This is a genomic window from Micromonospora sp. NPDC004540 (assembly GCF_040610095.1).
In the GTDB taxonomy this organism is placed as follows: domain Bacteria; phylum Actinomycetota; class Actinomycetes; order Mycobacteriales; family Micromonosporaceae; genus Micromonospora.
In genome coordinates, this window is record NZ_JBEXLR010000022.1 from 1 (window position 1) to 22,378 (window position 22,378).

Here is a 22,378-nt window from a genome sequence, read left to right on the forward strand (position 1 = left end):
GACACGTTCTTGAGGGCCTCGGCGGTGACTCCTTTGGTCCACGCGGCGAGACGCCGGTTGACGTTCTTGAGAAGGTTTTTGCGGCCGGTGAAGCGCTTGGTGAGATCCTCGGCGATCACGGTGCCGGCCTTGTCCACGACCTCGTGCACCGCGGTGAAGATCTCCGTGCGCACCCGCGCCCGATGTCGGACGGCCTGCCGATCCGGCTTCACCGTGCCGAGGTTGTTGGCCTTGATCCGGTGCGCTTTCGCATAGTCGCCACGGAGCGCGGCGTTGTTGGCGATTGAGCGTAGCTTCGCCCGACGGCGGTTTCGTTCCTTCAACCGGTCCGACTCGCGGGTGAGCAGGTCGCCGAGCTGTTCACCGTGGTGCTGGCCGTCGGAGTCGGTCAGGGCTTCGGTGTAGCCCTTGTCCACGCCCATCGTCGCCTCGCCGCACGGGCGCTGTGACGACCGCATCTGCGCCGCGTCGATCTGGTGGTGAACCTCGACCCGGCCGCCGCGCAGGATCAGCCGCAGCGTCCCCGTCGGGGCGACGGTCGTGGACAGCGGGATCCTGACCAACTTGCGGGGCTCAAGGCCGGGAACTGCCAGCCACAACCGCCCACGCCCATCGACGGCGATGTGGTACTTGTCGGCGCGCACCACGATCTGATCGTGCGTGCGGTTATGGCCACGCTTCCAATGCTTGCGCATCTGCCGAGACAGGAACGGATCGTTCACCCATTGGTCGGCCTTCAGCGCGGTGAACATCCGCCTGCGCTCGGCCGGATCGCTTGCGCGTCGGTTGATCGCCCGCCGGACGTCGACCTTGGCCGCCGCCAGGTTCGCGGCGATGTCGGCCATGGCGTCGCGGACGGTTTCCTTCCACGCGTTCGCCAGCACACCAAACACCGCGTGTGTGCCGTCGGCCAGCCACCGGTCCCGCACCTGCCGGTCTGTCAACCCAGACCCGACCCCGGCCACCGAGCCGTAGCGCTGCCACACCTCACTGCGCACCCGGCCCAACCGGCGGGCCTGCTCCACCAGGGCAGCGTATTTGCCCGGATTCAGTCGGGCCGGATACGCGATCCGGGTGACCTTCACCGGTCGCCCTCCATGGCCAAGTCCGCCCTCTTCAACTCCTTCTCGTAGCGGCGCAAACCATGCAGTCGGCACGAGAAGGTGTGCACGACGGCCAGGAGGTCCTCGACCATCTCCCGCTGGGGGGACAGGGACTCCTGGTTGGCCACGACGATCTCGCAGCCGCCGCGCGCCGCCAGATGCTCCAGCAAGTCGAACCCGAACCGGGCCAACCGGTCCTTGTGCGCCACCACCAGCGTGGCGACCTCACCCCGGTCGACGGCGTCCATCAACGCCAGGAATTTCTTGCGGCGAAGGTTCATCCCGCCGTCGACCTCGCTGATCCACTCGTCCACGGCCAGACCGCGAGCGAGGCAGAACTGTTGCATCGCCGCCACCTGCGAGGCCAAGTCGGCCTTCTGACCCGGCAACGACACCCGGCAGTACACCACAACCTTCCGCCGGTCGACGTCGAAGCCCGGCTGCAGCACCCGGCGCACATCCGAATCGTCGAAATACCGCTGACCTGACGGCAGACGACGGGCCGTGATCCGGCCCTCCGCCTCCCACCGGCGCACCGTGCTCACCGAACGGCCCACCCGCTTGGCGAACTCGCCGATCCGATAGACACTGCCCACAACGGTCGATTATGGACAGCTCTAGAAAGGAAAGCAACCACTGGTAGCTGCTCCCCCGTCCGGCGCACATAGTGTTCACTGTCGGGGTGCGCGCGCAACCTCCCCCACCGGCCCGGTGGGCCGACGCCGGTCTGGTCAGCGGCGAGGCCGTGGAGCTGGACGTCCGGGCGGCCCGGCTCGGCTCCCGGGTGCTCGCTCTGCTGATCGACCTCGTGGCCCAGCTCGTGGTGGCGCTGCTGCTCGGCGTGGCGCTGTCGGTGCTGGTGATGAGCCTGCCCCGGGACGTCATGGACGCCGCGCTGGCCGGCGGCATGCAGGTCGTGCTGCTGGTGCTGGTGCTGGTCGGCTACCCGGTGCTGATGGAGCGCTTCGCCGGCGGCCGGACGCTGGGCAAGCTGGCCGTGGGGCTGCGGGTGGTCCGCGCCGACGGCGGCCCGGTCGGCGTCGGCCAGTCGCTGACCCGGGCGCTGGTGGGCGTGGCGGTGGAGTGGCCGGGGCTGGTGCTGCCCCTGCTGAGCTGGGCGGCGAGCGTGACCGTGATGCTGACCGACGCCCGCGGGCGGCGGCTGGGCGACCTGGTCGCCGGCACGCTGGTGGTGCACACCCGGGGCGCCGGGGTGTGGCGGCCGGCCCCGCCGCCCGTGCCGCCGCTGCTCGGCTGGGCGGTCACCCTCGACCTGAGCCGGGTGGACGACGGGCTGGCCCTGGCCGTCCGGCAGTACCTGGGCCGGTTGCACCAGCTGGCCGCGCCGGACCGGACCCGGCTGGGCCGGGAGCTGTGGGCCGAGGTCGCGGCGGTCACGTCGCCGCCCCCGCCGTGGGCCGCGCCGGAGTCGGCGTGGCTGGCCGCCGTGCTGGCCGAGCGGGGGCGGCGGGCCGCGTACCGGCTGGGGCGGGCCCGGGCCGTCACCGCCTCGCTCTGGCCGGAGCTGGCGCCCGCTCCGGCCGTCCCGGTCCCGGCGCCGGCCCCGACCACGCTGCGGCCCGCCGCGCCGGCCCGCACCGTCCCCACCCAGCCCGATCCGGTACGCGGACAGCCCACCTCGGTCCGCGCCGAGCGCTGACCCGTCCGGGCGCCGGGCTCAGGAGAAGAGCGCCCGGCCCCACCAGTCGGCGGCGTCGCGGACGCCGGGCGGGCAGGCGAACAGGCCGCTGGAGACGTGCCGCAGGTATTCGTTCATGGCGTCGTTGCGGGCCAGCCGGTTCTGGATCGGCACGAACTGCTTGCGCGGGTCCCGCTGGTAGGCGATGAAGAAGAGCCCGGCGTCGAGCCGGCCCAGCCCGTCGGAGCCGTCCACGAAGTTGTAGCCGCGGCGCAGCAGTCGGGCGCCGTCGTTCTGGTCGGGGTGGGCGAGCCGGACGTGCGCGGTCTCGGCGATCACCGGCTCGCCGTCGTCGCCCTTGGCGGCGAAGTCCGGCTCGTCGAACTCGGCGCGCTTGCCGAGCGGCGCGCCGCTGCCCTTGGTCCGCCCGACGATCATCTCCTGCTCGGCCAGCGGGCTGCGGTCCCAGGTCTCGACCAGCATCCGGATCTTGCGGGTGACCAGGTAGGAGCCGCCGGTCATCCAGTCCGCGCCGTCACCGGGCTGGGCCCAGAGCTGCTCGCGGAGCAGGTCGGTTTCCTCGGCCTTGAGGTTGGCGGTGCCGTCCTTGAAGCCGAACAGGTTGCGCGGGGTGGCCTGCCCCCGCGACGTCGACGAGGTACGCCCGAAGCCGAGCTGGGACCAGCGGACGCTGACCACGCCCATGCCGATCCGGGCGAGGTTGCGGATGGCGTGCACCGCCACCTGCGGGTCGTTGGCGCACGCCTGGACGCAGATGTCACCGCCGGAGAGCTCCGCCTTGAGCGCGTCCCCGGCGAAGTGGGGCAGGTCGGCCAGGGCGGCGGGCCGCTTGGCGGCGATGCCGAACCGGTCCCGACCCTGGGCGTCGCGGAACAGCGTCGGTCCGAAGCCGACGGTGATGGTGAGCTGCGACGGGGGCAGCCCGAGCGCCTCGCCGGTGTCGTCCGGTGGGGCCTCCGGCACGCCGTCGACCGCGCCGATCAGCCCGGCGTCCTTGCCGGCGGTCATCCGGGCCGCGGCGGCGGTCCACTCCTGGAGCAGCGCGACCAGCCGGGCCCGGTCCTTGGTGATCACGTCGAACGCGACGAAGTGCAGCCGGTCCTGGGCCGGGGTGGTGATGCCGGCCTGGTGCTCGCCGTGGAACGGGACCGCGCCGGCCGCCGTCTCGGTGGCCGAGGCCTGGTCGCCGCCGCCGAACAGCGCGCCCGCGCCGACCGCCACCCCGGCGACACCGGCCACGCCGGCCCCGGCCAGGGTGATGGCCCGGCGGCGGGACACCCCGGTCCCGCGGGTCGCCTCGTCGGTGCTCGGTTCGCTCATCACGTCACCTCCGGACCCGGTCGTCATCGGGCGACGACCGCGGCAACCTTGCTGATCGGCTCGGCCAGGGCGTTGATGCTGTCCGAGAGCTCCTTGAGCTCGGCCTTGCTGAGCTGGGTGTGCAGCTTCCAGCCGTCGCCGGCCCGGTGCTTGCCGAGGGCGGCCTCGACGGTGGCGAACTCGGTGTCGAGCTGCTTGACGAGGTCGGGCGAGCGCTGCTCCAGGGCGGGGCGCAGCGCGGCGATGGCCGCCTTCGAGCCCTCCAGGTTGGCGTTGAAGTCCCAGAGGTCGGTGTGCGAGTACCGCTCCTCCTCGCCGGTGATCTTGCCGCTGGCGACCTCGTCGAGGAGCGCCTTGGCGCCGTTGGCGAGCTGGAGCGGGGTGAGCTTCTCGGCGTTGGCCTTGGCCACGATCGCCTTCACGTCGACGAGGAGCTGGTCGGCGATGGCGCCGTCCTTGCTGATGTCGCCGGTGGTCCACAGGTCCTTCTCGATCCGGTGGAAGCCGGTGAACTGCATGCCCTCCTCGACGACCTCCTCGCGGCCGTCGATCTTCGGGTCGAGGTCGCCGAAGCTCTCCGCGACCGGCTCGATCCGCTCCCAGTAGGTGCGGGCCACCGGGTAGAGCTCCTTGGCCTTGGTCACGTCGTTGGCCTTGACCGCGGCCACGAACTCCTCGGTCCTGGTGAGCAGCGCGCCGGTCTGGCTCTGCACGTAGCGCTGGTAGCTGGCGGTGGCCTGGCTGAGGGCGGCGTCCGGCGCGACGGTCGCGACGGTGCCGCTGACCTTCAGCGCGCCCCGGATGCCACGGCCGCTCATGCCCGGCTTGCAGGCGGTCTCGTAGGTGCCGGCGGGCAGTTCGACGCGGAGCTCGCGGCTCAGCCCGGGGGCGATGTTCTCCACCTCGCCCATCACCCGGTCGCCGGCGGCGTAGACGTAGAACTCGTTGACCTTGGACCCGGAGTTGGTCACCTTGAAGGTCACCTGCCCGGCGTCGATCGCCGTGGTGCCGACCTCGCAGGCGCTGTCGGTGGCCTTGACGGCGATCGGCCCGCCGGCGGTGGCGTCGGAGTCGTCACCGCCCCCGCAGCCGGCCAGTCCGGCGACGGCGAGCACCCCGGCGGCGGCGGGCACGACGAATCGAGTGGTACGCATCGGTGGTGTCTCCTCGGAAACGGGCGGGTCAGGCGCGCTGGGGCGCGGTGTCGGTGGAAGCCTCGGTGGCGGCCGGCTCGGTGGGCTCGGCCGGGGTGGTCGCGGCGTCGGTGGCCGGGGCCGGCGGAGCGGCGGGTGCGGCGGGCCGGGCCGGGGCGGCCGGCTTGCGCAGGAAAAGGACGAGCACCGGGACCGCGTAGGCCACCCAGGCGATCATCTCCAGCACCGTCGGGGCGGCGGTGATGTTGAACATGCCGGCGAGCAGCGCGCCGTACCAGGCGTTCGGGTCGAGCGTCGAGGAGATGTCGAAGGCCTGGTTGTTGAGGCCGGGCAGCACGCCGGCCTCCTGGAAGTCGTGCACGCCGTACTTGAGGATGCCGGCGGCGACCAGGATCAGCAGGGCGCCGGTCCAGGTGAAGAACTTGCTCAGGTTGATCTTCAGGGCGCTGCGGTAGAGCAGGAAGCCGATCACCACGGCGGTGGCGACGCCGCCGGCCAGCGAGAGCAGCGCGCCGGCGCCGGTGCCGCCGGCCGCGCTCTGCGCGGCAGAGTAGAAGATCAGCGCGGTCTCCAGGCCCTCCCGGATCACCGCGAGGAAGGCCATGCCGGCGACCGCGAGGGAACCGACGGCGAGCGCCTCGGTGAGCTTGCCGCGCAGCTCGCCGGCGATCGTCCGGGCGGCCCGGCGCATCCAGAAGATCATCCAGGTCACGAAGACCACGGCGGCCACCGAGGTGACGGCCTCGAACAGTTCGCGGTCCTCGGAGCGGGCCAGCAGTGAGGTCGAGGTGTACTCGATCAGCCAGCCGAAGACGACGGAGAGCACCACGGCCAGACCGACCCCGCCCCAGACCTGCGGCAGCCGGTCACGCCGCTCCGACTTCACGAGGAAGGCGACCAGGATGCTGACCACCAGGGTCGCTTCCAGGCCTTCCCGCAGGCCGATCAGGTACGTGGCGAACATCGGTACTCCGTGTTTGGTTAGGCACGCCTCAGTTAGGGCAGCCATACCTTGCTCCTGATCCGGCACCCGAGTCAAGTCGATCGGCCGAACGTCACCCGGACCGTCGGCAGGCTGACATGCCCTGGTCACCTCACCTTCGCCCGACGGCGCCGAGGCCCGCCAGGGTCGTTCGGCCCCACCTGGCACCGGGAGCCGGCGCGCAGCGTCGGGGCCGTCGACGGCCCGCGTACGCGAAGGGGACCGGGACGGCCGCGCGGCGGCCGACCCCGGTCCCCTCCGGGTGGAACTCAGTAGCGGTAGTGCTCCGGCTTGAACGGGCCCTCCTGCGACACGCCCAGGTAGGCGGCCTGCTCCTTGGTGAGGGTGCTCAGCTTGGCGCCGAGCGCGTCCAGGTGCAGCCGGGCGACCTTCTCGTCCAGGTGCTTGGGGAGCACGTAGACGCCGACCGGGTATTCGTCGGTCTTGGTGTAGAGCTCGATCTGGGCGATGGTCTGGTTGGCGAACGAGTTCGACATCACGAAGCTCGGGTGACCGGTGGCGTTGCCCAGGTTCAGCAGGCGGCCCTCGGAGAGCACGATGATGGCGTGGCCGTCCTCGAACCGCCACACGTCGACCTGCGGCTTGATGTTCTCCCGGGTCACGTCCGAACGCTTCGCCAGGCCGGCCATGTCGATCTCGTTGTCGAAGTGGCCGATGTTGCCCACGATGGCCTGGTGCTTCATCCGGGCCATCTGCTCGTGGGTGATGACGTTGAAGCAGCCGGTCGCGGTGATGAAGATGTCGGCCTGCTCGACCACGTCGTCCAGGGTGGCCACCTGGTAGCCGTCCATGGCCGCCTGGAGGGCGCAGATCGGGTCCACCTCGGTCACCACGACCCGGGCGCCCTGGCCGCGCAGCGACTCGGCGCAGCCCTTGCCCACGTCGCCGTAGCCCATGACGACGGCCATCTTGCCGCCGATCAGCACGTCGGTGGCGCGGTTGATGCCGTCGATGAGCGAGTGGCGGCAGCCGTACTTGTTGTCGAACTTGCTCTTGGTCACCGAGTCGTTGACGTTGATGGCCGGGAAGAGCAGGGTGCCGGCGCGGTGCATCTCGTAGAGCCGGTGCACGCCGGTGGTGGTCTCCTCGGTCACGCCCTTGATGCCGGCGGCGATCCGGGTCCAGCGCTGGCCGTCCTCGGCGAGCGAGCGGTGCAGCAGCTGGAGGATGACCGCGTACTCCTCGGAGTCGGCGGACTCGACCGGCGGCACGACACCGGCCTTCTCGAACTCGGCGCCCTTGTGCACGAGCAGGGTGGCGTCGCCGCCGTCGTCGAGGATCATGTTCGGGCCCTGCCCGTCGGGCCAGGTGAGCACCTGCTCGGTGCACCACCAGTACTCCTCCAGGGACTCGCCCTTCCAGGCGTAGACCGGGACGCCGGCCGGTGCCTCGGGGGTGCCCTCCGGGCCGACGACGATCGCGGCGGCGGCGTGGTCCTGGGTGGAGAAGATGTTGCAGGACGCCCAGCGGACCTGCGCGCCGAGCGCGACCAGGGTCTCGATCAGGACGGCGGTCTGGATGGTCATGTGCAGCGAGCCGGTGATGCGGGCGCCGGCGAGCGGCTGGGCCTCGGCGAACTCGCGCCGGATCGCCATCAGGCCGGGCATCTCGTGCTCGGCGAGCCGGATCTCCTTACGCCCGAACGCGGCGAGCGACAGATCCGCCACCTTGTAGTCGCCCTCGGCGAGGGTGCTCGGCCGGGCGCCGGACGACGCGCCGCTGGGGGCCGCCGGGAGGGTGCTGGTCATGGAAGCTCCTGTCGAACGAAGTGCTGCGCAGCCTTCCACCTTACGCGCGTGGACTTCTTCTCCCGTGCCCGGTTGGCCGACGGGCGGACTGCCCGGTCGGCGGACAGCGCACGGGGCGGTCGGTCGTGAACGGACTTTCCGTTCACGGCGCGGCCGCCCCGTGCATCCCCCCGGTTTGGTTCCCCGCGCGTTACCGGACCTTTCGTCGCGACAACGCTGCGTACCCATAGAGTCACACCGCGCCTACAGCACGTCAAGCCATTTCGGGAAAGTCGGACTTGAGCCGCCCCGCAGCGCTGTCGTCAGCGCAGGCCGGAGGTGGCGACGAAGCCCTCGCCGTCGCCGCCGAGCACCAGCTCACCGCCGGCCGCGGTCCCGATCGCCGCCTGGCCGGCCGCCAGGGTGACGGTCCCCACCCCGTCGTCCACGGTGAGCTCGCCGGCGCGGCAGAGCACCACCCGCGGGCCGGGCAGCGCCAGCCGCGCCGGCGGACCGTCGGCCGTCACCTCGACCCGGTGCAGCGCGAAGTCCTCCACCGGCACCGGCCAGGTCACCACCCCGGGCGCCACCGGATCCGGCCGGACCACCGGCTCGTCGAGCACCTCGAAGCGCAGCACCCGCAGCAGCTCGTCCACGTCCACCCGCTTGGGGGTGAGGCCGCCGCGCAGCACGTTGTCGCTGGCCGCCATGATCTCCACGCCGGTGCCCCGCAGGTAGGCGTGCAGGTTGCCGGCCGGCATCCAGATCGCCTCGCCCGGCGCCAGCCGGACGTGGTGCAGCAGCAGCGCCACCACCACGCCCGGGTCGGCCGGGTAGTCCACCGCCAGGGCCCGGGCCAGCTCGGCGTCGGGCCCCGCGACCTTCGCCGCCAGCACGTCCGCCACCAGCCCGGCGCGCTCCGCCGCCGGCCAGCTCAACAGCAGGCGTACGGCCTCCCGCAGCCCCTCCGGCCCGGTGCGCAGCGCCGCCATCACGGGCTCCAGCGCGGGTACGCCGAACGCCTCGATGGCCGCCGCCGACTCGGCCGGGTCGCGGAACCCGCAGAGCGCCTCGAACTCCGACAGCGCGACCAGCAGCTCCGGCTTGTGGTACGGGTCGACGTAGTTGACCCGGCCGGTGTCGGCGGCGTAGCCGGCCCGGGCCTGCTCGGCGTCCGGATGAGCCTGGAGGCTCAGCGGGGCGTCCGCGGCCAGCACCTTCAACAGGAACGGCAGCCGGGTGCCGAACCGCCCGACCAGGCGCTCGCCCAGCCAGCGCGCCGGCTCGGCGACCAGCAGATCGGTGAGGCTGACCGGGTTGCCGTCCCGGTCCACCGTGGCCGGGGCGCCCGGGTGTGCGCCCAGCCACAGCTCGGCCTCCGGCCCGGCGCTCGGCACCGGACGCCCCTGCAGCTCGGCGATCCCGGTGCGGGAGCCCCAGGCGTAGTCCCGGATCCGGCCCTGCAACAGCTCCACGGTCAGCTCCCGGGGCGCCCGGGGAACTGACCCGGCTCGGCCGCCGAATCGGGCACGGCGGTGTGGGACGCGCTCCCGGTGCCCGCCTGGTCGGCCGCGGCGCTGTAGATGTCCGGCTCCAGGTAGATGACCCGGGCGGTCGGCACGGCGGCCCGGATCCGGACCTCGACGGCGTTGATGCCCCGAGCCAGTTCCTCCGCGGAGTCGCACGGCGGCACGCCGATCTTCGCCGCCACCATCAGCTCCTCGGGGCCCAGGTAGAGCGTCTTCATGTGGATGATCCGCTCGACCTCGTCGCCCTCGGTGATCGCCCTCTCGATCGCCTCGACGTCGTGCCGCTCCGCGCCCTCACCGAGCAGCAGGCTCTTGGTCTCGATGGCGAGGATGATCGCGATGACGACCAGCAGTACGCCGATCATCGCGGTGCCGAGCGCGTCCCACCGGCCGTTGTGGGTGATCAGCGTCATGCCCACGCCGAAGAGCGCGAAGATCAGACCGATCAGGGCGCCGAGGTCCTCCAGGAGCACGACCGGCAGCTCCGGGGCCTTGGCCCGGCGGATGAAGCGCACCCAGGACTGGCTGCCCCGGACGTGGTTGGACTCCTTGATGGCGGTCCGGAACGAGAAGGACTCCATGGCGATCGCGACCACCAGCACAGTCACCGGCACCCACTGCCAGTTCTTGATCGGCTCCGGGTGCGACCACTTGTGGTACGCCTCGTACAGCGCGAAGAGACCACCGACGCTGAACAGCACGATGGCGACGATGAACGCGTAGATGTAGCGCTCCCGGCCGTAGCCGAAGGGGTGCTGCGGGGTGGCGGCCCGCTTGGCCCGCCGACCGCCGAGCAGCAGCAGGCCCTGGTTGCCCGAGTCGGCGACCGAGTGGATCGACTCGGCCAGCATCGACGAGGAGCCGGTCAGCAGGAACGCGATGAACTTGGTGACGGCGATGCCGATGTTGGCCGCCAGGGCGGCGATGATCGCCTTCGTACCGCCGTTTGCGCTCACGCTCTCCCCCGCCCGATGCACGTGCTCACTGGTTTGCCAGCTCCTTCATCTCGGTGATGGCCGGCACGGCCATCGGGTCCAGTCCGTGTGCCAGGGCGAGGTAGACCGAGGCGAAGTCCGGGACGGCCATCAGTGAGGCGAGCCGCTCCAGCGCGGACCCGCCCTCCGCGGTGACCACGTCGCAGCGCACCCCGCGCCGCTCGGCGAGGGTCTGCACCGCGTCCGCGCGGCGCTCCTCCACCGCCAGCGGCTCGTCGGTGTCGTCCTCGGCGTTGAGGCCGCCGTCGCGCAGCAGCACCAGCCGCAGCCGGGTGGCGTCGCCGTCGGTCTCGTCGGGGTCGGCGAAGATGTCCCGCTCCCCCTCGACCAGGCCGCCGAAGACGCCGTCGAGCAGACCCACCCGGCCCCGGCCGGCCTCGCCCAGCGCCCCGGTCACCACCGGGTAACGGGCGTTGGCGGAGAGCGTGTCACCGAACCGGCGGGCCGCCACGGTGGCCAGCGGCGACGAGCCCCAGACGATCGGGATCGACCCGGACAGGCCCAGGGCCAGCGACTTCGCCGGGTTGACGAACGACTCGGCGGTGGGCCGGCAGCGGTCCGCGTCGGCGTCCAGCCGGGCCGCGGTCTCGGCCAGGTCCGCCTCGTTCACCTTCACCAGCCCGAGCGTACGGGCGGCGAGCAGGACCGGCACGGTGAGCGCCCAGAGACTGGCCCGGGCCGGCGCGCGCCGGGGCACCGGGATGAACGGCGCCCGGGCCCGCTCGGCCACCGACTGGAGCTGCGAGTCCGGCGCGCCGACGGCGACCAGCCGGGCACCCCGCCGGTGCGCGGCCTCGGCGGCGCCCAGCGCCTCGGGGCTGCGACCGGAGGCGCTCACCGCGATGACCACGTCCGCCGCGCCCACCCAGCCCGGCACGCCGGCGCTGCGGTGCGGGATCACCGGCACCGGGCAGCGCGGCCCGGCCACCGTGGCCAGCACGTCCCCGGTCCGCCCGGCGGTGCCGATGCCCGCGATGACCACCGCCCGCGGGCGGCCCTCGTCGGCGAGCACGGTCAGGTTCGCCTCGGCGGCCAGCGCCGCCGACTCACGGACCTGGGCGCCGGCGGAGGCGGTGAACCGGAGCATCCCGCCCGGGTCCTGCTCGTTCAGCCGGTCCGGATCGTCCAGCAGTGACTCGTCCGCGTGCCGGTGCCCGCTGACCCCGGCCGTGCCCTCCATCATCGCGGCGACACCGAGCCGCGCGCGTCGTCCGCCGCGGGCCCGCCGCGCGCCTCGTCGAGGAGCAGCACCGGGACGTCGTCCCGGACCTCGAAGATCCGACCGCACTCGGTGCAGGTCAGCGTCTGGGCCTGCGCGTCGTAGTCGAGCGGTGCGTGGTGCGTGTCCGGGCAGGCGAGGATCTCGAGCAACTGCGGGTCCAGGGCCACGGCGCGGCTCCTTCCACGTATGCGGTCTCACCGGTCGGCGGTGCCGTCCGGCGCACGCGATCTTATCGGCGAACCGGCGCGGGCACCGCGCCACATCTCGGCACCCGGCAGCCGGTGCGCGGCGACCCGGTCAGGTCGACGTCACCCACCGTCACCGTAACCCTGGCGACGGGCCGGGGCCGGGCTCAGCGGGGCACGCGGGGCAGCACGGTGGTGGCGTCGCCGCCCGCAGCGGCCGGCGGCTCGCCGTCCGGCCGGTCGGCCGTGGCCGCGGGGGCGCCGTAGACGCTCCCGGTCGGGCGGGGCGCCGGGGCGGGCGGCTGCAGCCCGTACACCTGACCGGCGGGCGCGCCCGAGCGGTAGGTCGTGGTGCTGCGCGGCAGCGGGACCGTGCCGTGACCCTCGCCCGGCTGCCCGTCCGTCTTCTCCGCGCGGTTGTTGCGGACCAGCAGCACGATCAGCGCGACGCCGACGAGCACCAGTGCGATGCCGAACCACATGATCGGGGAACCTCCGGAGGACGAGTCGGCGGCCGCGGCGCCGGCGGCCGGGTCGACCGCGGCGGGCACCGCCGAGGTGGTGTCGGTATCGGCCGCTGTGGTGACGTCCGCGCTCGGGGTGGGGGTCGGCGACGGCTTGCGGGACGGCGTCGGGCTGGCGGTGGGCTCCGCGCCCACCACCCGGGCCGCGGTGGCGGACCGGCCGAGCACCCGGCCGTTCGCGGCGCTGGCCTCGCCCACCACGGCCAGCCGCCCGCCGGTCGTGCCGGCCAGGAAGGCCACCCGGTAGCGGACCGTGATCCCCTTGCCCTTGCACAGGGCGGGGTTCGCGGGCGAGGTCTGCGCCGTGGCGACCGCACCGCCACCGCCGGACACCGGCACCGGCACCCACCGGCCGCCGGTGGCCACCTGCACCTGGACCTGGTCCGCCCGCAGGCCGTCGAGCCGCAGCCCCAGCGCGGTGCGGAGCAGCACGCAGCCGTCGGTGCGCTTGCGCACCTCGACCGCCACCGTGCCCGCCGAGCCACCGGCCTTGAAGCTGCTCGCCGAGCGCACCTCCACCCGGTCGTCGGCGGCCAGCGCCGGGGACGCCGCGCCGGCAACCAGGCCGCCCAGCATCGCGCCGACCGTGGCCCACCGCGCCGCGTGCCGCCTCACCGACATCTCCACCTCACCGTTTCCGCCCCGGACGGGATCCGCCGGTCAGGTTACTACCGGGCCGGAGGGGTACCCGGTCATTGAGCACTCCGCATGTGTGCCGCGACACCCCGCCGCACCCGCTCCATCCTCGACGCGACCCCGCCCGCCCGCATGATCACTTCCGGCCGTCGTGGCCGGGGTCGCCGCCGCCCGTCGGGCGTGCCGGCTGGCCGGTCAGGTACTCGCGGCCGGGTCGCCGTTGTCGGCCGGTGCGGCGGCTGGGCGGTCGGCGGCGAGGGCCCGGCGGCAGAGCCGGTCCGCGGTCCGGGTGGTCTCCGGCAGCCGGTACCGGGGCGTCAACGCCAGCACCCGGTCCACCGCGTTGTCCAGGCTCATCCGGTGCCCGACGCTGACGAAGACCGGCTTCACCCCGTCCCGGGTGCGTAGCACACGGCCCACCACCTCGCCGCCGTCGCGCAGCGGCGTCCAGGCGCCCCGCTCCGGGGCCGGCTCGTCCCAGACCCCGACCAGCGGCGTCTTCCCCACCCCGATCGCCGGCAGCCCGGTCACCAGCCCGAGATGACAGGCCAGCCCGAACCGGCGCGGATGCGCCAGCCCGTGCCCATCGCAGACGAGCAGGTCGGGCCGGACGGTCAACCGCTCCAAGGCCGCCAGCAGGGCCGGCAGCTCACGGAAGGCGAACAGCCCCGGCACGTAGTCGAACGCCGGCCGTCCCACGCTCACCGCCTGGTCCACCACGGCGAGGGTCGCCGCGTCCAGCACCGTGACGGCCGCCGCGAGCCGGTCACCGCTCTCCGCGTAGGCGACGTCCAGCCCGGCCACCGTCGCGGGCGCGGTCGGCCCCGGGCCGACCAGGTCGACCCGGGACCGCAATTCCTCCTGTACGCGCAGCGCCTCCGCCACGTCGGCCGGCGGCCGGTACGGCACTCCCCCGCCCGTCACGGCCGGCCGTCCTCCCAGTCGGGGCGCCGATCCGCGCCAGGCCCGGCGTTCGCGTCGGGGTTGCGGGCGGGGGCATTGGCGAGGGCGATCCCGAAGGCCAGGCCGATGCCGATCCCGAAGGCCACCCCGCCGAGGCCGCCGATGGCGAGCATGCCGATCACCAGCCCGATCAGCAGGCCCGCGACCCAGGATGCGGCCTTACGTCGCGGCGAACCCCTCATCGCGTCACCGTAGCCGCCCCGGCGCCGGTCACTGGCCGATGCGGCCGTCGATCAGCTCGCGCAACAGGTCGGCGTGGCCGTTGTGCCGGGCGTACTCCTCGATCATGTGCACCAGCAACTCCCGCAGCGAGATCTCCTCGTCGCCGTGCCGCCCCTTCACGTCCAGGTTCGGGGCCTCGGCGACGAACCGCTCCGCGTATGCGACCTCCTCCCGCCAGGCGGCCCACGCCTCCTCGACCACCGCCGGGTCGCCCACCGCACCGTTGAAGTCGGCGTCCGGGTCGGCCGCGTTCCGCCAGATCCGCGGCGCGTCCTCGCCCGCCATGGTCCGGCGGAACCAGCCCCGCTCCACCTCCGCGAGGTGCCGGACCAGGCCCAGCAGCGACATGGTCGACGGCGGTACGGACCGCCGGGCCAACTGCTCCGCGTCGAGGCTGGCGCACTTGAGTTCGAGGGTGAGCCGTTGGTCCCGCAGGTAGTTGACCAGGACGCTCAACTCGTCGTCGAACCCGCCCTCCGAGCGCGGGTCGTCCTCCGGCTTGACGAACATGTTCGACCAGGCGAACCCGGGCGTGGGCCGATCGTTCCCGGTGCTGCTACGCGCATCAGACATGCCCGGACCCTCGCGCTTGGATCGGCGGTCGGCAAGACATTTCCAGGCGGGGTCAGGAGGCGGCGGTGCCGATGGTGGGGTCGGCGCCCGGGTCACCGGCCTGCTGAAGCTGCTCCTCGAACATCACGAACGTCCGCCGCCGAATCCCCCTGATCAGCGCCTGCTCCTCAAGCGTCGGATAGCGTCGCTCACGACCCAGGGTCTCTTCGATTGCCCTCACCGTCTCGTAAAGAGCAAAGATGGCCCCTTCGCCGCGGAGGTAGCGGCCACGGTCGTGCTCCGTGAGCTGAATGAACTCCTCGCGCGATATCTGGCTGACCTCGTCGCCGCCAACGAAGAGCACCTTGTTGATCAGGTTGTTCGCAGCGTTCCAGCCACCGGTGTCCTTGGACAGCCGCCATCCAGCAACGCCACCGTCGGTAGTCTCGACCAGCTTCAGCGGAGAGTCGTAGTAGCTGAAAAATCTGGGCAGGACCAAGCCCCTCACCTGGCTCATCGCGGTGGCGCCTCCCCCAGCGTCTCGTTCAGTGCTTGCCAGTAGATGTCCTGTGCCCGTCGCAACAATCCGTCCCGGATAGCTCTCTCACCTTCGGTCAACGGCCGTCCGCCGGTTTCGGGCATCACCTCAAGATCACGCCGAACCTCGTACAGGGCATGCTCCCATTCCGCGACGTCGTCGAGCGAAGCCAGGTGCAGCCGAAGCTCCGCAACATGGCCGTTGGACATGCGGAGGTTCAACAGCACGTCGCGATAGCCACTCTGCTGCGGATCGAGGAATCGGTCCTTGATGTGGAGAATCACCACCTGCGGGTCGTCGGCCAGTCGCGCCAAGGCTCGGTAGACGTCATCGAGTCTGCGGAACTGCACCTTGGCGCCAGCCAAGTCTTTCAGCTGGGACGCGTCGTTCTCGTATTCCACGAGCTTGTCCAGCACCCGTTCCCTGCTCTTCGGCTCCGTCCTCCAGCCGGGCTGCCCATGGTCCCCGGCAACGGCGATAGCGAGTTCATTAAGTTCCCGCTGCGCCACAGCCGCGTCGGCATACATCTGATCGACGTAGGTGAGCCGGTAGGTCTCGTCATCACGCCGGGAGTTGTCGAAACCCAGCTGCACGTTCGATTGTCCGCGGTTCGCGATCCCCGCGGTGATCCGGCGTTGCTGCTCGGTGACGGGCGTGGGTGTTGGCTCCGTCGTCTCGGGTGTGATCACAGCCCTCGGACCGTGCGCCGCGATGTCGTGCAGGACGTCGCCCAGCACGTCGATCGCCTTCTGGTGGCTGGCCAGGTGGTGGAGGGTGACCGGGCGGGCGGTCAGCGAGTTCGCGAGTTCCGGGGTCGACAGGATTATCCGGACCAGGTCCGGTCGCTGCACGAGCTGCCGTACCAGGGTCTCGGCCAGCAACTCCTCGCCTCGGGGCGGCGCCTCCCACGTCTGGTCGAGCATCTGCTGGACGCGTGGGTCGGCGAGCAGCCGCGTCAGGTCGCCGGCCGCCGCCGCGTCCAACTCCGGCACCAGCCGTTGCAGCGTCGGCCCGTCGACATGTTGCGCCAGCTCGACCGGCGTCACCCCGGCGGCGAAGACCTCGTCCAGGCTTCCGCTCGCGGTCAGCGCGTCCCGGACGTATAGCCCGGCGGCGATCCGGTCGGCGTGCGCGTCGCGGTGCGCGTTCCGCAGCTGGACCGCCTCCGACTCCGCGTCGGGAGCGCGCCCGGGGAACGAGGTGTCGTCCGGCCGGTGGAAGGTGGTGGATTCGCCGAGCAGGTGGACGTTGTTGAAGTCCGGGGCGTCCCCGTCTTCGGGTAGGGGCGGATCGAGCGGTCGGGGTGGCGCGGGTGGTTCCACCGGGTCGGGCAGAACGTTGTAGTCACCCGGCGGGCGGCCGGCCAGGGGCATCGGCCGGCCGTCGGGGCCGAGCACCAGCGCGTCGAGGCCCACGACGTTGTAAGGGCTCCGCACACCGCTGTGGGTGTAGAGCGGATGTCTGCTCACCCTGCCCATCTGCGGGTCGAGGTAGAGGACGGTGCCGTTCTGGTTCACCGCCACCCAGGCGTGTGAGCCGCCGCCCTCCAGGCCGGTGATGAGGAAGGCGTAGCTGCCGTGGCCACCCGCCAGCAACTGCGCGTGCAGGTCGCGATAACCGTCCTCGATCACCTCACGTGTTTCGTAATCGGGGACGCCCGGCAGGGCAGCGGGACAGAGGTTCTGGAACCGGCCGCCGGTGGTCTCCTCGACCCGGCGAGGTCCGTCCGCCTCGCCGCCGACCGGCTGATGGACGTCTCCGAGCAGGTAACCGTCGAAGGTGCGCGGCGCGGATACCCGCGGCCGGCCGTGCATCCAGGTCTCGAAGAGTGACAAGGTGCAGTCGAGGCAGTTGATGCCCCGGGTGGCGTCCGCGGCCGGTCCACCGTCGTTCGCCAGCTGGAACCAGTTGCCCTGGCGGGGATCGGCGGTGCGCACCACACTGCCGTCGGGGTTGCGCGGCATCTGTCGCTCCAGGTCGGTCTGGTGCAGCGCGAGCGGTGGCCGGAGACCGCCCCGCATGCCGTACCGGCGGGAGCGGTCGATCGGCGGTGGATGGCCGTGGCCGGTGAGCGCCGAGTGGTCCGCCGTCTCCACGGCGCCCGGCGCGAGGTCGGCGACGTCGTCGTTGATCCGGTAGAAGTCGAGATCGTCCTCGACCATCACCTCGGCGGGCACCACCGATCCGGCGAGGACCCGCTGCGCCTCCTCACGCAGTTCGAGGGCCTCGATGCTGGCCTCGTGCGCCTCTCGGTGCCACCGCGCGGCAGCCAGGCTCCGGCCGGCCCGACGCAGTTCGGTGGCTTGCGCCGCCCAGTCGCTGGCGCGCTCCTCGTGGTAGTCAGCGCGCTCGTGAAGCCAGTCCGCCCTCTGCTGACGTCGGCTCTCCTCGTACCACTCCCGCTGGGACCGTAGGTAGCCCTGGTAGCGGCGTCGGTCAAGGGCCTCCCGGTCGGCGGCGAGTCGCGCGGCCCGTTCCTGGGATGGCGGCCGTCGGGGCGGCAGCGGGTCCAAGGGGCCTTCTAGTGCCGGCGGCGGGTCGGACGCGGGGCGCTGTGGGGCCAGCGCCTCCAGCAGAGGAAAGCGGGGGTTCGGCGTGCGCCGGGCGTCGGGCCCGGTTGGCGACGGCCCCGGGTCGGTGGTCGGTGCGGCCTGGGGATGGGCCGGTGGGGTGGCGATCAAGGGACTCCGGCCGGTGCCGGACGAAGCCGAGTCCTGCGGCGTCGGGGAGTATCTGGTCGATGGTGGCAGCGTTGTAGCGGACGAGTCTGCCGCGCTCGGCGCCGATGCCGCCTGCACCGATGTCGCCTGGGTCGGCATGCCCGGATCGGTCACCGATGGTCCGTTGATCGGACCGCCGCCCTTCACCTCGGTGCCGGAGAACGGCCAGCCTGCGGTGGGCGCGTCGACGGCCACGGACGAGAGCGTCGGGCTCGCTGTCACCTCCACCTGCGCCGCGCTTGCCGTCGCTTCCATCCGCGCCGGGCTCGTCAGTTCCGGCTGCCCCGAATGAAGCGGTGAGGCGGCGGCACCTGCCGCCGGACGTTCGGGGTCGATGGACGTCGGGAGCGGCACCGGCGCGGGTCCCGCCGCAACGGGCGACGAGGCGGCAGCTGATGCCACACGCGGGTCCATGCCCTCGGGGCGCACCGCCGGTCCCGGGCTGGAGGCCGCGGTGAGCGGGTCCGGCTCGGCTGCTGTCCGCTGGGCCGGGATGAGGCCGGCGACGTCGCCGGACGGCGGGAGCCCCAGGTCCATCGGCTGCGTGGGAAGGCCGCTCAGCTTCTCGTCGAGCCGGTGGCGCAGGGCGCTGTCGGCCTGCCCGGTGGCGGAGCCGCCGGCGCCAGAGGCCGCGGCCCGGGCCAGGTCCTCCAGCGACAGGTCCTGACCGGTGGCGAGCCCCGCCGCGCTCTCGGCCAGGGTCTCGCCGGCCATCTCCCGCCCGAAGCGCTCACCGACCTGGGCGAACCGCCCGTGCGCGTGCCGCCCGAGGCCGGCCAGCGGCGCCGCTGCGCCGCCGGCGAAGCCACCGAGCCCCGACGTGCCCACGTCGGTCAGGTCCAGGCCGTCCCGGCGGCCGGTCGAGTTCTGGTACGCCTGGGTCGCCAGGCTGGTGCCGGCCTCCTGCCCCGCCTCGACCAGTCCGCCGAGCACGGCCCGGCGGGCGAGCCCCCGGGCACCGCTCTTCACCACCTCCTTGGCGGCCCGTTCGCCGGCCTCCTTCAGCCCCTCCTTGACGGCCTTGCGGGCCAACTGGGCCACCAGCCGCTTGAAGATCTGCTGCACGGCGACCCGGCTGGCCGTGATCGCGGCGCCGGCCGCAGGCGAGGCGGCGCCCATGGTCAACACGGTGGCCACCGCGAGCGAGAGCAGCTCGACTACCAGGATGCCCAGCTCGATCCAGGCCTCCAGCTTGGCGCCCTCGATGTCGCATCCGCACGAGTCGACCAGCTTGCCCAGCTCACCGGTGGCAGCCAGCAGGACGTGCAGGGGCGCGTCCTCGCCCTCGCCGACCTTGCCCCAGGCGACGTCGAACGCCTGCGCCACCAGGCCGACGCCGCCGTATCCGCTGCGGACCTCGCCGGCGGCGGTGATGGCGTCGTTCCGCGGGCCGGCCAGGACGTCGGCCACGCCGTACCACTGGTCGGCCAGGTCCCAGACGGCGCGTTCGTTGCCCTCCGGCCACTCGACGCCCACGACCCAGTCCAGCGCCTCGTAGATCCAGGCGGGCACGTCCCAGGGGCAGTAGTCGAGCGGGTGCGGGATCGGGCTGGGCAGCATGCTCACGCGCGGATCCTCCGGTGGTCAGCGCCAGGGCCGGTGCGGGTTGTGCTGCTGGTGCGGGATCTCGCCGAGCTGGCGGGCGTTGGTCAGGTCGGTCTCCACGGTGGCGGCGACGGAACGCACCACGTCGGTGCCCAGCCCTTCGAGCGAACGGCCGAGGATCTCCCAGGCCCGCAGCAGGGTCTCCGCGTAGCCCTGGTAGTGCTTGTCGAAGGCGGCGCCGATGTCGTCCCGACCCCACGGCCGCTGCGCGCTCGCCGCCGCGATCGGGTCGCCCGCCTCCCGCCGGGAGGTGGCGACGGCCTCCCCGGCCAGGGCCAGGTCGGCACCGCCACGCCGGGCCCGGTCAGGGTCCAGCCAGAGCTGTCCGTCGGCCACGGCCGTCACTCGCCACGCGAAAGGACGGCGTCCGCCCGGCCCAGCAGGGCCCCGAAATCGTTGGTACGCAGGAACTCCACCGACGGCGAGCCCGGCGGCAGGTAGCCGGCGACCAGCTCGCGGGTCGCGTCGACCGCGGAGCGGGACGCCCGCAGCACGGTGTCGGTGATCTTCCGGCCCAGCGCTCTGGCGTCCCGGTCGTGGAAGACCGAGGGAGCGACCTCGACGCTGATCAGCTCACCGCGGGCCCCGACGACCGCGGTCACCTGGCCGTCGTCGGAGCGCTCGGTCACCCGCAGCTCGGCGAGTCTGGTCTGGAGTTCGTCCAAACCGGACCGGAGTCGCTGGTACTGGCCGTACACCTCGTCGAACCGCTCACGCAGCGCGCGGTTCGCCTCCCGGTCCGCACTTTCGACCACCACCGCTCCCCTTCCGTCACCGTCAGTAGGGCCGACCATACCGGGCGCCACGGAATCCGTGGGGTCCGGTAACTTCAGGCTGTGATCGAACGACAGCAGGCCGAGCAACTCGCCGCCGTATGGGCTCGGCGGGATTCCGAGCGACTGGGATTTCCGTGCACTCCGGTGGTCGAGGAGTTCGAGCTGGGCTACCTGATCACGTCCACTGTGGCTGCCGGCGCCCGGGCCCTCCCGGGCGACCTGCCGACCACGGTCATCGACAAGGCGACCGGCGAGGTGTCGACCTGGCCCCGCGTGCCGATCGCCGCCGTGGAGCAGGCGTTCCGCCAGCGTCGGCCGGCCGAGCCGCGCGCGCCACGCACTGTCGACCCGACCGGCCAACTGCTGCGGGAGATCACCCGGCTGCCCACACCCGGTGCCGCGGCGCACCTCACCCTCGACGGTCGCCTGCACGTCGCCCACGGGGCCAAGGGCGACGTCGAGCTGCACCACCATCCGCTGGTCCGGTCCTACCTGGACGAGCTGGCCCCCGGCCACCTGGTCCGGGGCGGCGAGCGGCACGCCGAGATGATCGTCGTCTCCGACGTCCTGCACGAGTACGACCAGGGACGAGTCGCCTCCGGTCGCGCCTCACTCGACTTCGAGGAGGCCAGATCGCTTCTCGGGAAGGCCCGGATGGAGTTCTTCCGTGTCCGGGAACCGGGCGACCCGGCAGGCGGCCCGGGCGAACTGCGCTGCGACTCCTGCATCAGGTTCCTGGTGCACTTCAACCTCCTCCCCTGGCCAGAACTGGCCTACGCCGAGGAGTGGCATGCGGAGCCGCAGGCCGATCCCCAACCCGGCCGCTTTCCCGCTGACGTCGCGAACGCTCTCGTGGTCGCCGGCTGGCGGCCGCACTTCGGCGACGAGGTGTCAGCCGCCGCCTCGATCCGGAAGGTCACCGAGGTCAGCGGCAGGCGGCACGCACACCGCGCCTTTCCGGCGGCGATGGCGGCCATCACCGCGTTCCCCGGACTGGTCAGTGCACGGCAAGGGCCGGGGGAAGAGGTCTGGGTCTCCCGCTTCGACATCCGTCCGCGCAAGATGGCCCACACCGCCGACACGCTCGCAGATTTCGGTGCCGTGCTGGGCGTCCGGCTGTTCCCGCTCGGCACCGAGCGCCAGGAGAGCATCATCGCCGTCGACGAGCACGGCCGGATCTTCGCGCTCGACCAGGCCGGCGAGTGGTTCCTCGGCCCCGACATCGACGCCGCACTCACCACCCTGCTGCTCGGCCGCGCCCCCGCCCGGGTCCACGACGACGGCACCTGGTGAGGTTCCGTCCGGGGCGCGGTCAGGAGCCGAGCTGTCGTGCGGCGTCCTGGTAGAACGACACCGCCTCGGCGAGCGACACCGCCTTCCGGGAGACCACCGAGAGGTCCTTGCCCTCCCTGGTGAAGGGCGGCGGCCAGACACTGAGCCCCTGGTGTAGCGCGAGGCCGGCGACCTCTGCTTCCCAGCCGGGCCAGCGCAGGTTCTCGTAGAAGCGGGTCAGCGAGCCGGCGAGGACCGCGTACAGCCAGTCGGCGTACCCCTGCTCCAGGTCGAGCCAACCCAGGTCGTCGGGCCCGAAGTAGTGGATGGTCGGCCGCGCCCCGGGTTGCGGCTGCAACCAGGCGAACTGGCCGCCCATGACGTCGTAGCCGACGACAACCATGCCGGACGCGGCGTCGGACTCACCGGGCACGTCCGGCAGGCCGCCGTGGCCGCTGCCGAGCACCCGCAGCCAGCCGTGGTCGACCAGCAGGCCCCCGGTGTGGGCGACCACCGCACCGAGCCAGGACCGGGTGGTGATCTCCAGGGCCGCCAGGCACGCGGACGCCCGCGCCGGGTCGGCCGGCAGCACCTCGACGGGGTACGGCGCGGCCGCCACGGCCTCCGCCACCTCGGGCCACGCTGACTGCTCCACCGGCTCAGCCTGGCAGA

The 22,378-nt window shown here is 72.6% G+C and carries 21 protein-coding genes; 2 read left to right on the forward strand and 19 right to left on the reverse strand.

Going from position 1 to position 22,378, the window contains the following annotated elements; genetic code table 11:
• Together ABZV78_RS10525 and ABZV78_RS10530 are read right to left on the reverse strand one after the other, a co-directional pair.
• Positions 1-1,085: hypothetical protein (locus ABZV78_RS10525; protein WP_355637337.1), on the reverse strand; the 1,085-nt coding region annotated here is incomplete at its 3' end.
• Entirely contained in the window at positions 1,082-1,699 is a 618-nt protein-coding gene (locus ABZV78_RS10530) for an IS607 family transposase (RefSeq protein WP_355637339.1), read from the reverse strand. The genes ABZV78_RS10530 and ABZV78_RS10525, both read right to left, overlap by 4 nt.
• Positions 1,700-1,785: 86 nt before the next feature.
• Between ABZV78_RS10530 and ABZV78_RS10535 the strand changes: the two genes are divergently transcribed.
• Positions 1,786-2,763, forward strand: a complete 978-nt coding sequence (locus ABZV78_RS10535) for an RDD family protein (protein WP_355637341.1) — start codon at positions 1,786-1,788, stop codon at positions 2,761-2,763.
• Positions 2,764-2,781: 18 nt separating this feature from the next.
• Here the strand turns inward: ABZV78_RS10535 and efeB are convergent, their stop codons facing one another.
• The 16 genes from efeB to ABZV78_RS10615 form a co-directional block, all read right to left on the reverse strand.
• On the reverse strand, positions 2,782-4,083 hold the full coding sequence (gene efeB / locus ABZV78_RS10540; RefSeq protein ID WP_355637343.1) for an iron uptake transporter deferrochelatase/peroxidase subunit: 1,302 nt from the start codon (positions 4,081-4,083) through the stop codon (positions 2,782-2,784).
• 23 nt (positions 4,084-4,106) lie between these two features.
• Positions 4,107-5,237, reverse strand: coding sequence for an iron uptake system protein EfeO (gene efeO / locus ABZV78_RS10545; RefSeq protein ID WP_355637344.1), 1,131 nt, complete (start codon positions 5,235-5,237; stop codon positions 4,107-4,109).
• A gap of 28 nt (positions 5,238-5,265) precedes the next feature.
• Positions 5,266-6,201: an iron uptake transporter permease EfeU gene (gene efeU / locus ABZV78_RS10550; RefSeq protein WP_355637345.1), complete on the reverse strand. Its 936-nt coding sequence runs from the start codon at positions 6,199-6,201 to the stop codon at positions 5,266-5,268.
• A 287-nt stretch (positions 6,202-6,488) separates the two neighbouring features.
• Positions 6,489-7,988 (reverse strand): adenosylhomocysteinase, encoded by a 1,500-nt coding sequence (gene ahcY / locus ABZV78_RS10555; RefSeq protein WP_355637347.1) that lies wholly within the window; start codon positions 7,986-7,988, stop codon positions 6,489-6,491.
• A 302-nt stretch (positions 7,989-8,290) separates the two neighbouring features.
• A complete protein-coding gene (manA, locus tag ABZV78_RS10560; RefSeq protein ID WP_355637349.1) occupies positions 8,291-9,442 on the reverse strand; it encodes a mannose-6-phosphate isomerase, class I in 1,152 nt (383 codons plus the stop codon).
• Positions 9,443-9,444: 2 nt separating this feature from the next.
• Positions 9,445-10,452 carry a cation diffusion facilitator family transporter gene (locus ABZV78_RS10565; protein ID WP_355637351.1) on the reverse strand — a complete coding sequence of 336 codons (1,008 nt, stop codon included), beginning with the start codon at positions 10,450-10,452 and terminating at the stop codon, positions 9,445-9,447.
• A gap of 25 nt (positions 10,453-10,477) precedes the next feature.
• Positions 10,478-11,674: an SIS domain-containing protein gene (locus tag ABZV78_RS10570; protein WP_355637352.1), complete on the reverse strand. Its 1,197-nt coding sequence runs from the start codon at positions 11,672-11,674 to the stop codon at positions 10,478-10,480.
• Positions 11,671-11,880: a Trm112 family protein gene (locus ABZV78_RS10575; protein ID WP_355637354.1), complete on the reverse strand. Its 210-nt coding sequence runs from the start codon at positions 11,878-11,880 to the stop codon at positions 11,671-11,673. The genes ABZV78_RS10570 and ABZV78_RS10575 overlap by 4 nt, the downstream gene beginning before the upstream one ends.
• Before the next feature lie 185 nt (positions 11,881-12,065).
• Complete coding sequence (locus ABZV78_RS10580; protein WP_355637356.1) at positions 12,066-13,043, reverse strand: hypothetical protein; 978 nt, start codon at positions 13,041-13,043, stop codon at positions 12,066-12,068.
• Between the two features lie 210 nt (positions 13,044-13,253).
• Complete coding sequence (gene nfi / locus ABZV78_RS10585) at positions 13,254-13,982, reverse strand: deoxyribonuclease V (RefSeq protein WP_355637358.1); 729 nt, start codon at positions 13,980-13,982, stop codon at positions 13,254-13,256.
• Positions 13,979-14,203, reverse strand: coding sequence for a hypothetical protein (locus ABZV78_RS10590; RefSeq protein WP_355637360.1), 225 nt, complete (start codon positions 14,201-14,203; stop codon positions 13,979-13,981). Before ABZV78_RS10590 ends, nfi begins: the two co-directional genes overlap by 4 nt.
• Positions 14,204-14,231: 28 nt before the next feature.
• Positions 14,232-14,816: a DinB family protein gene (locus tag ABZV78_RS10595; protein WP_355637362.1), complete on the reverse strand. Its 585-nt coding sequence runs from the start codon at positions 14,814-14,816 to the stop codon at positions 14,232-14,234.
• A gap of 52 nt (positions 14,817-14,868) precedes the next feature.
• A complete protein-coding gene (locus ABZV78_RS10600) occupies positions 14,869-15,312 on the reverse strand; it encodes a hypothetical protein (protein WP_355637364.1) in 444 nt (147 codons plus the stop codon).
• On the reverse strand, positions 15,309-19,613 hold the full coding sequence (locus tag ABZV78_RS10605) for a toxin glutamine deamidase domain-containing protein (RefSeq protein ID WP_355637459.1): 4,305 nt from the start codon (positions 19,611-19,613) through the stop codon (positions 15,309-15,311). The genes ABZV78_RS10600 and ABZV78_RS10605 overlap by 4 nt, the downstream gene beginning before the upstream one ends.
• 24 nt (positions 19,614-19,637) lie before the next feature.
• Entirely contained in the window at positions 19,638-19,994 is a 357-nt protein-coding gene (locus tag ABZV78_RS10610) for a hypothetical protein (protein ID WP_355637366.1), read from the reverse strand.
• A 5-nt stretch (positions 19,995-19,999) separates the two neighbouring features.
• Positions 20,000-20,413, reverse strand: a complete 414-nt coding sequence (locus tag ABZV78_RS10615) for a YbaB/EbfC family nucleoid-associated protein (RefSeq protein WP_355637368.1) — start codon at positions 20,411-20,413, stop codon at positions 20,000-20,002.
• A gap of 81 nt (positions 20,414-20,494) precedes the next feature.
• On the opposite strand from ABZV78_RS10615, the gene ABZV78_RS10620 reads away from it, so the two are divergent.
• On the forward strand, positions 20,495-21,727 hold the full coding sequence (locus ABZV78_RS10620; RefSeq protein WP_355637370.1) for an SUKH-3 domain-containing protein: 1,233 nt from the start codon (positions 20,495-20,497) through the stop codon (positions 21,725-21,727).
• A 19-nt stretch (positions 21,728-21,746) separates the two neighbouring features.
• On the opposite strand, the gene ABZV78_RS10625 is transcribed toward ABZV78_RS10620, so the two are convergent.
• A complete protein-coding gene (locus ABZV78_RS10625) occupies positions 21,747-22,361 on the reverse strand; it encodes a DUF2625 family protein (RefSeq protein WP_355637372.1) in 615 nt (204 codons plus the stop codon).
• Between the last annotated feature and the right edge of the window lie 17 nt (positions 22,362-22,378).